Source organism: Caulobacter sp. S45 (genome assembly GCF_903642205.1).
Lineage (GTDB): Bacteria > Pseudomonadota > Alphaproteobacteria > Caulobacterales > Caulobacteraceae > CAHJWH01.
In genome coordinates, this window is record NZ_CAHJWH010000155.1 from 1 (window position 1) to 7,193 (window position 7,193).

At 68.5% G+C, this 7,193-nt stretch carries 8 protein-coding genes and 1 pseudogene; 5 read left to right on the forward strand and 4 right to left on the reverse strand.

The genetic code is table 11. The features are described 5' to 3' along the window. Window positions 1-101 (forward strand): annotated as a pseudogene (locus HUV06_RS13355) (two-component system response regulator); the annotation flags it as partial. A 9-nt stretch (window positions 102-110) separates the two neighbouring features. Beyond that, complete coding sequence (locus HUV06_RS13360) at window positions 111-1,475, forward strand: PleD family two-component system response regulator (protein ID WP_174301749.1); 1,365 nt, start codon at window positions 111-113, stop codon at window positions 1,473-1,475. 60 nt (window positions 1,476-1,535) lie between these two features. Here HUV06_RS13360 and rpmG read toward each other — a convergent pair whose 3' ends face one another. Together rpmG and HUV06_RS13370 are read right to left on the reverse strand one after the other, a co-directional pair. Next, window positions 1,536-1,703, reverse strand: a complete 168-nt coding sequence (gene rpmG / locus HUV06_RS13365) for a 50S ribosomal protein L33 (protein ID WP_174301750.1) — start codon at window positions 1,701-1,703, stop codon at window positions 1,536-1,538. Window positions 1,704-2,224: 521 nt separating this feature from the next. Further along, window positions 2,225-2,698 carry a peptidylprolyl isomerase gene (locus HUV06_RS13370; RefSeq protein WP_174301751.1) on the reverse strand — a complete coding sequence of 158 codons (474 nt, stop codon included), beginning with the start codon at window positions 2,696-2,698 and terminating at the stop codon, window positions 2,225-2,227. 110 nt (window positions 2,699-2,808) lie between these two features. Here HUV06_RS13370 and HUV06_RS13375 point away from each other — a divergent pair, with 110 nt between their 5' ends. From HUV06_RS13375 to HUV06_RS13385, 3 genes are all read left to right on the forward strand, one after another. Continuing rightward, window positions 2,809-3,654 (forward strand): transglycosylase SLT domain-containing protein, encoded by an 846-nt coding sequence (locus HUV06_RS13375; protein WP_174301752.1) that lies wholly within the window; start codon window positions 2,809-2,811, stop codon window positions 3,652-3,654. Between the two features lie 76 nt (window positions 3,655-3,730). After that, entirely contained in the window at window positions 3,731-4,870 is a 1,140-nt protein-coding gene (locus HUV06_RS13380) for a DUF2336 domain-containing protein (protein WP_174301753.1), read from the forward strand. 89 nt (window positions 4,871-4,959) lie between these two features. After that, the gene (locus HUV06_RS13385; RefSeq protein WP_174301754.1) at window positions 4,960-5,646 is read left to right on the forward strand and encodes an NUDIX domain-containing protein; all 687 of its coding nucleotides are present in this window, start codon (window positions 4,960-4,962) and stop codon (window positions 5,644-5,646) included. Between the two features lie 10 nt (window positions 5,647-5,656). On the opposite strand, the gene HUV06_RS13390 is transcribed toward HUV06_RS13385, so the two are convergent. Beyond that, on the reverse strand, window positions 5,657-6,154 hold the full coding sequence (locus tag HUV06_RS13390) for an Hpt domain-containing protein (RefSeq protein WP_174301755.1): 498 nt from the start codon (window positions 6,152-6,154) through the stop codon (window positions 5,657-5,659). Window positions 6,155-6,236: 82 nt separating this feature from the next. Beyond that, the gene (locus HUV06_RS13395; protein ID WP_174301756.1) at window positions 6,237-6,995 is read right to left on the reverse strand and encodes an NAD kinase; all 759 of its coding nucleotides are present in this window, start codon (window positions 6,993-6,995) and stop codon (window positions 6,237-6,239) included. Between the last annotated feature and the right edge of the window lie 198 nt (window positions 6,996-7,193).

Below are 7,193 nucleotides of genomic sequence, written 5' to 3' on the forward strand. Positions count from 1 at the left end.
GCGACGAGGAGCGCATCCGACAGGGGGGCTGCGAGGCCTACATCTCCAAGCCGATCTCGGTCGGCTACTTCCTGGATACCGTCAAGCGTTTCCTCGGGTGAGGTGAGGCCATGTCCGCGCGCATCCTGGTGGTCGACGACATCGAGGCCAACGTCCGGCTGCTCGAGGCCAAGCTGAACGTCGAATACTACGACGTGTCGGTGGCCTATGACGGACCGAGCGCGCTGAAGGCGGCGGCGGAGACCCACCCCGACATCATCCTGCTCGACGTGATGATGCCCGGCATGGACGGGTTTGAAGTCTGCCGCCGGCTGAAGGCCGACGCCTCGACGCGTCACATCCCTGTGGTGCTGGTGACGGCGCTCGACGGGCGGCAGGACCGGCTGACGGGGCTGAAGGCCGGCGCCGACGACTTCCTGACCAAGCCCATCGACGATGTGGCCCTGTTTGCCCGGGTGCGCAGCCTGACGCGGCTGAAGCTGGTGATCGACGAGCTGCGCCAGCGCGAGGCCTCAGGCCGGCGCATCGGGGTGATCGAGGGCGTGGCGGCTCGGCTCGGGGGCTCGGGCGGCCGTATCGTCGTGGCCGACGACCAGGAGCGCCAGGCGCGGCGGATCATGGACGAGCTGGCGGTGGAGCACCGGCCGGTGATCGAAACGGACGCCGACCGGGCGTTGCTGGCGGTGCGGGCGCGAGCCGACCTGCTGATCGTCAACATCGCGGCGAGCGGCTTCGACGGTCTGCGCCTGGCCGCCCAGCTGCGCTCAGACGAGGCGACGCGGCACGTGCCGATCCTGGCGGTGTTCGATCCCAGCGAGCGGGCGCGGGCGCTGAAGGCGCTGGAGATCGGCGTCAACGACCTGATCGCCAAGCCCATCGACCCGGAGGAGCTGGCGGCTCGCGCCCGCACCCTGATCCGCCAGAAGCGCTACACAGACTTCCTGCGCAACAACCTCGACAACAGCCTGGAGCTGGCGGTCACCGACCCGCTCACCGGCCTGCACAACCGGCGCTACATGAGCGGCCAGCTTTCCTCCCTGGTGCGCCGCGCCACCTGCGGCGGCGATCCCGTCGCGGCGCTGCTGGTGGACATCGACCACTTCAAGCGCATCAACGACAGCTTCGGCCACGACGTGGGCGACGAGGTGCTGCGCGAGTTCGCCGTGCGCTTGGCCACCAACGTGCGCGCCATCGACCTGCCGTGCCGCGCCGGCGGCGAGGAATTCGTGGTGATCATGCCCGACACCCCGCTCGAAGCCGCGGAGCGCGTCGCCGAACGCCTGCGCCTGCACGTCTCCGGCTCGCCCTTCCGGGTGTCCGGAGTGGAGGAGTTGCTGCACGTGACCATCTCCATCGGGGTCGCGTGCACGACCGGGGAGGGCGACACGCCTGAGGCCCTGCTCAAGCGCGCCGACGAGGCCGTCTACGAGGCCAAGGCCAAGGGCCGCAACGTGGTGATCGCCCGCGCGGCGTAGCTCAAGCAAAAACGCCCGGCCTTTCGGCCGGGCGTGAGCAACCAGGCGATCTTGCGTCGCCTACTTGATCTTGCCCTCTCGGAACTCGACGTGTTTGCGCACGACCGGGTCGTACTTCTTGACGACCATCTTCTCGGTCTTGGTGCGGGCGTTCTTCTTGGTGACGTAGAAGAAGCCGGTGTCGGCCGACGAATTCAGGCGGATCTTGATGGAGGCCGGTTTGGCCATGGCGTAACTCCCATCGCCGGCTGTCCGGGTACGCCCGGGCCGGTTAAATTGAAGGCGGTGACCATACTGGCGAACACGTTTAAGTCAATGGGTCGCCCGGCCGGACCCTCCTGAAGCCCAGCGGCCTCGCGTACCTTAACCTTCAGGCGCCGCTAATATGGACGCCTCAGTCCAGCTATATTGCGTATGCGAAGGAGCCCATCCGCAACTGCTTTGGACGGCCGCGCCTAATCAACAACCTGGCTCTTGCGTGGCGAGCAAAGTCGTGTCTTCCTGTTAACAAGGTGATCGCTCCACAAGAAGCGACGTCGAGGAAACAGACAGGAGGCGGTTATGACCGTCTGGTTCACGAGCTTTTGCAAAGGCTGCCTCATGGCCTTCCACGACGGGATGCACCTCTACGGGCGCTCCGGCCTGCGGTTCTGACGCCACGTCCCGCCGGCGATCGGCGGGCGCGACGGAGCATGGGATGGCGCCGAAGGGCACGCGCAGTATTGCGCGCCCTTCGTGCACGAGGACCCTCAGGCCGCTCCGGGATCGGCCAGGCGCATGGAGACGATCTTGCCGGGCTGGCGGGGCGGCTCGCCCTTGGGCAGGGCGTCCACGTGCTCCATGCCGGAGGTCACTTGGCCCCAGACGGTGTACTGCTTGTCGAGGAAGCGGGCGTCGTCGAAACAGACGAAGAACTGGCTGTTGGCCGAATTGGGGTCGTTGGTCCGCGCCATGGAGCACACGCCGCGCACGTGCGGCTCGGACGAGAATTCCGCCTTCAGGTTGGCCTTGCTGGAGCCGCCTCCGCCGGTGCCCTTGGGATCGCCGCCCTGGGCCATGAAGCCCGGAATCACCCGGTGGAAGACGATGCCGTCATAAAAGCCTTCGCTGGCCAACTCCTTGATCCGCGCCACATGGCCGGGTGCGAGGTCGGGGCGCAGCCGTATGGTCACCGGACCGGTGTCCAGGGTCATGATCAGGGTATTCTGGGTGTCTTCCGACATTCGCATGGCCTTCTTTTTACAGTTCGGTGTCCCTAACGCGGCAGGGCGCGAAGGGAAACGCCTGCCGGGGTGAAACCGCGCGTTAACCTAACGCCCGGCAAATCCTGCCCATGGACATCGGCCAGACCCTTGTGGGCCAGACCAGCGCGTTCGGAGGGATCGAGAATGCGATCCGCCGCGCCGCCTCGGCCACCGGCATCGATTTCGGCTTCCTGCTGCACACCGCCAAGCGTGAGAGCGGCTTCAATGCGCTCGCCCATGCGCCGAGTTCCTCCGCCGCCGGCCTGTTCCAGTTCGTCGAGCAGACCTGGATGTCCACATTGAAGCGCCATGGGCCGGCGCATGGCTACGCCCGCTACGCCGACCTGATCAGTGAGACCTCCGACGGCCGCTTCTACGTTCCCCAGGGAGACGTGGCGCGCAAGACGGTCATGGACCTGCGCTACGACGCCCATGCCGCCGCCACCATGGCGGGCGAACTGGCCTCCGACCATGCCGCCTATCTGCGCGGCCGCACCGGGCGGGAGCCTACGGGCGGCGAGCTCTACGCCGCCCATTTCCTGGGCGCGCAGGGCTCAGCGAAGCTGATCGAGGCCTATTCGAGCAATCCGAACCAGACGGCCGCAAGCCTCTTCCCCGATGCGGCGGCCTCCAACCACAACGTCTTCTATCGCTCGGGCCGCGCCCTGACGGTGGCGGAGGTCTATGCGGACCTCAGCCGCGCCGGCGGCGTGGATGTCGGGGTGCAGGTCGCCGCCGAGCGCGACCCGGGGGAAGGCGCCTTCGCCGCCTATGCCGGAGCGGCGCACAACGAGAGGTTGAGAGAGCAGGCCATGCTCATGAACCTCATCCTGACCGATCCGGACGGTGGCGCGAAGACGTCGCCAATAGGCTCGATGTTTTCCTCCGAGATGCTGAGCGCCCTCTCCGCCGCGGACATGACGCCCCGTCGCTGAGGCGACCGGTAAATGCTCGTTAAGGATGATCCGCCAAGATGCGCGGCGACGACCCTCGTCTAAGGAGCTTCAGTCCATGGCGGCCGCGCGCTCAGCCTTGACGCAAGACGACATCCGCACGCTGGTGCGCGGCGTCACCGCCGACGAGCGGGCGATCGCCGCCCACAAGCTGTGCCGGCGCATCGATGCGGGCCTGGGCGAGGAGGATCGCGACGCGGCCGCCGAGGTGCTGCGGCTCATGGCGCTGGACGCCGCCGAGTTGGTGCGCCGTGCGCTCGCGGTGACCCTGAAGACCTCGCGCGAGCTGCCCCACGACGTGGCGGTGCGGCTGGCCCACGATGTGGAGAGCGTGGCGACGCCGGTGCTCACCTTCTCGCCGGTGCTCACCGACGACGACCTCGCCGCCATCGTCGCCCTGCCGGATGCGGTGAAGCAGCTGGCCGTGGCGCGGCGCCCGGCACTGTCGGAAGCCGTCACCACGGCCCTGGTCCGCCACGCCGGAGAGGAGGCGGTGAAAACCGCCTGCGCCAACGACAACGCCCACTTCACCGAGGCGGCGCTGGGCTCCGCCATCGCGCGGTTCGCGGACAGCAACGCCCTGGCCAGCGCCATGGCGCTGCGCAAGATCCTGCCCGCCGCCATCTGCGAGCGCCTGGTCAGCCGGGTGAGCGAATCGGTGCGCCAGCAGCTGGTGGATCGCCACCAGCTGTCGCCTGAGACCGCGCTCAGCATCGCCATCGGCACGCGGGAGCGCGCCACCGTCGACCTCGTCGACCAGGCCGGGCGGGCTGCGGACCTGAAGGCTTTCACCGCCCACCTGCACGCCGAGGAGCGGCTGACCGCGTCCCTGCTGCTGCGTGCGCTCGCCAACGGGCACATGACCTTTTTCGAATGGGGCATGGCCGAGCTGTCGGCCGTGGCCCACCACCGCGCCTGGATGATGGTCCACGATGCAGGCCCGCTTGGGCTCAAGGCCATCTATGGTCGCGCCGGCCTGCCCGAAGGGCTGTACCCGGCTTTCCGCGTGGCCGTGGACACCTACCACGCCCTGCAGCAGGAAGGCGGCGACTTCGACCTGCGCCGCTTCCAGCAGCGCATGCTGGAGCGCTTCCTGACCCAGGAAACCGCACCGCCGGAAGAGGTCGACTACCTGCTGGAGCGCATGGACCGCCTTGATCGGGAGGCCGAGGCGCCCGCCCTCGCCCAGGCGGGCTGAGCCGCCTTCCTTCCTCCTCCTTGCAAAGCAGGAAGGAGACGTCGGCCTGCCCTTGGACCTCGCCGCTCCTGGCGCTAAGCCGACCGTTGATGTCCGACGCCGCCTCTTCGCCGCCTGTCCCCGTTCCCGCCGCCAGCCTGATCCTGCTGCGCCAGGGCGAGGAGGGGCTGGAGGTGCTGGTCGGCCATCGCAGACCAAGCGCCCGCGCCTTTCCCGGCGCCATCGTCTTTCCCGGCGGCAAGCTGGAGGCGCAGGACGCGGCCTCGGCCGGCGCGGCCGACTTTCAGCATCAGGCCCGCTACGGCGCGCTGCGCGAGACCTTCGAGGAGACGGGGCTGCTGATCGAGGCGGCCGGCAAGGGTCCCCCGACCGGCGCAGACATCAAGCTCGAGCGCCGGAGGGTGGAGGCGGGCGAGGTTACGTTCGCCGATCTGCTTGGGCGTTGGGAGCGCACCGCGGGTCTCGCCCGCCTAGTTCCCTTCGCCCACTGGATCACCCCGGAGCGGGCGCCCTACCGGTTCAACACCCTGTTCTTCCTGGTCGCCGCCTCGTCCCACGAGGCGCAGGCGGCGCTGATCTGCGCCGAGTTCGAGCAGCTGCGCTGGACGCGGCCCGGGACCCTGCTCGAGCAGGAAATGCCCCGGCTGATCACGCCTACCCGCCACTGCCTGAGCGTCCTGGCCCAGAGCTCGACAGTGTCCGACGCACTGACAGCCGCAGCCGGCCGCAGCCTGATTTATGGCGAGCAGGTAAGGGCCGCTAACCGCAGCCGCTGAGCCGGCGCTGTCAGGTGCGTGCGGCGAGGTAGTCGGCGGTGCGCTTCTCGAGCTCGGAAGCCAGGGCCTGGCCGATCGGGTTGTCGCTGTCGCGGATGTTGTCGCGCACCGCGGCCCGGATGGTGTTCACATGGGCGTCGACCAGGGCCATGGGCGTGCTCACCCGTTCATCGCCGTCGCCCAGCAGCTTGCAGAGCGAGCCGGCGATGCGGGTGATCAGGGGGAACTCGTAGGTCGCGCCCAGGCCCTTCAGGTCGTGGGCGTTGGTGAAGAGCTTGTCGATGGTGGCGCGGGTCGCGCCTTCCGTGCGGATGGCTTCCCGGGCGGCCTCCAGCTTGGTCACCTCGTCCTGCAGCCACTGGCCGAACTGGGACGACAAGCCCTTCAGGGCCGCTTCCGCCTTGGCGATCGCCTCGGGATCGATGCGGCCGAAGCGGGGACCGAGGCGGTCGCGCAGGACCGTCGGCGCGGCGAACACCTGACCTTGGCGCGGAGGGGGCTGGGACATGGCGGACTCTGACGCTGATCGTCCAGCCAGTCTGGCCCGTCTTGCTTAACATTGGGTGCAACTTAAGCGCCGCAGGCGCGGGTCAGCTTTGGAACTGCTCGGCGAGGACGCGTTCCTCCAGGCTGCGGCCGGCGTCGAACAGCATGACCAGGTCGATGTGGCGGGTCTCGGCGATCTCCACCCGTCGCACGCGACGCACCTCGTAATTGTCGGCGACGGCGCTGACGGGCCGCTTCTCGGGCTCCAGCACCTCGATCATCACCCGGGCGGTGTGCGACAGCAGGGCGCCGCGCCAGCGCCGGGGCCGGAAGGCGCTGATCGGCGTCAGGGCCAGCACCTGAGCGGCGATGGGGATGATCGGCCCGTGGGCGGAGAGGTTGTAGGCGGTGGAGCCTGCGGGCGTGGCCACCATCACGCCGTCGCAGACCAGCTCCTCCATGCGCACCTTGTTGTCGATGGAGACCCTGAGCTTGGCGGTCTGGTGGGTCTGGCGGAGCAGGCTGACCTCGTTGATGGCCACCGCCTGGTGCACTGCGCCGGTGGCGTCCACCGCCTCCATGCTCAAGGGATGGGTGATGGCCTTCTCTGACGTGGCGATCCGCTCCAGCAGCCCCTCCTCGGCATAGTCGTTCATCAGGAAGCCGACGGAACCGCGGTTCATGCCGTAGATGGAGCAGGTGGAGCGCAAGTGCGCGTGCAGCACCTCCAGCATGAAGCCGTCTCCGCCGAGCGCCACCACCACGTCCGCCTCCGCCGCGGGATGGCAGCCATAGCGGGCGATCAGCCGTTCGCGCGCCTCCTGCGCCTCGGGACGGTCGCTGGCGGCGAAGGCCAGCCGCATCTCGGGATCAGGCAAGGCGGGCGCCTTCGGCAGGAAGCGCGGCCATAAGGGATCAGGACCGCCGAGCGGGGCCTAGAAGGCGGCCCCAACCGGCGTTTGTCAAACCCCGGCGAGGCGCTTGCAGGGGAATCGCTTGAAGGGATCAAGCGGTTTGGGAGATGACGGCTTGGAGGTAGTCGTCATCCCATCCGGCGCGTT

Coding starts and splice junctions, on each gene's coding strand:
- HUV06_RS13395 (WP_174301756.1), bottom strand. CDS start 6,995: ATGCGGCTGGCCTTCGCCGCCAGCGACCGTCCCGAGGCGCAGGAGGCG.
- HUV06_RS13360 (WP_174301749.1), top strand. CDS start 111: ATGTCCGCGCGCATCCTGGTGGTCGACGACATCGAGGCCAACGTCCGG.
- rpmG (WP_174301750.1), bottom strand. CDS start 1,703: ATGGCCAAACCGGCCTCCATCAAGATCCGCCTGAATTCGTCGGCCGAC.
- HUV06_RS13380 (WP_174301753.1), top strand. CDS start 3,731: ATGGCGGCCGCGCGCTCAGCCTTGACGCAAGACGACATCCGCACGCTG.
- HUV06_RS13375 (WP_174301752.1), top strand. CDS start 2,809: ATGGACATCGGCCAGACCCTTGTGGGCCAGACCAGCGCGTTCGGAGGG.
- HUV06_RS13390 (WP_174301755.1), bottom strand. CDS start 6,154: ATGTCCCAGCCCCCTCCGCGCCAAGGTCAGGTGTTCGCCGCGCCGACG.
- HUV06_RS13385 (WP_174301754.1), top strand. CDS start 4,960: ATGTCCGACGCCGCCTCTTCGCCGCCTGTCCCCGTTCCCGCCGCCAGC.
- HUV06_RS13370 (WP_174301751.1), bottom strand. CDS start 2,698: ATGTCGGAAGACACCCAGAATACCCTGATCATGACCCTGGACACCGGT.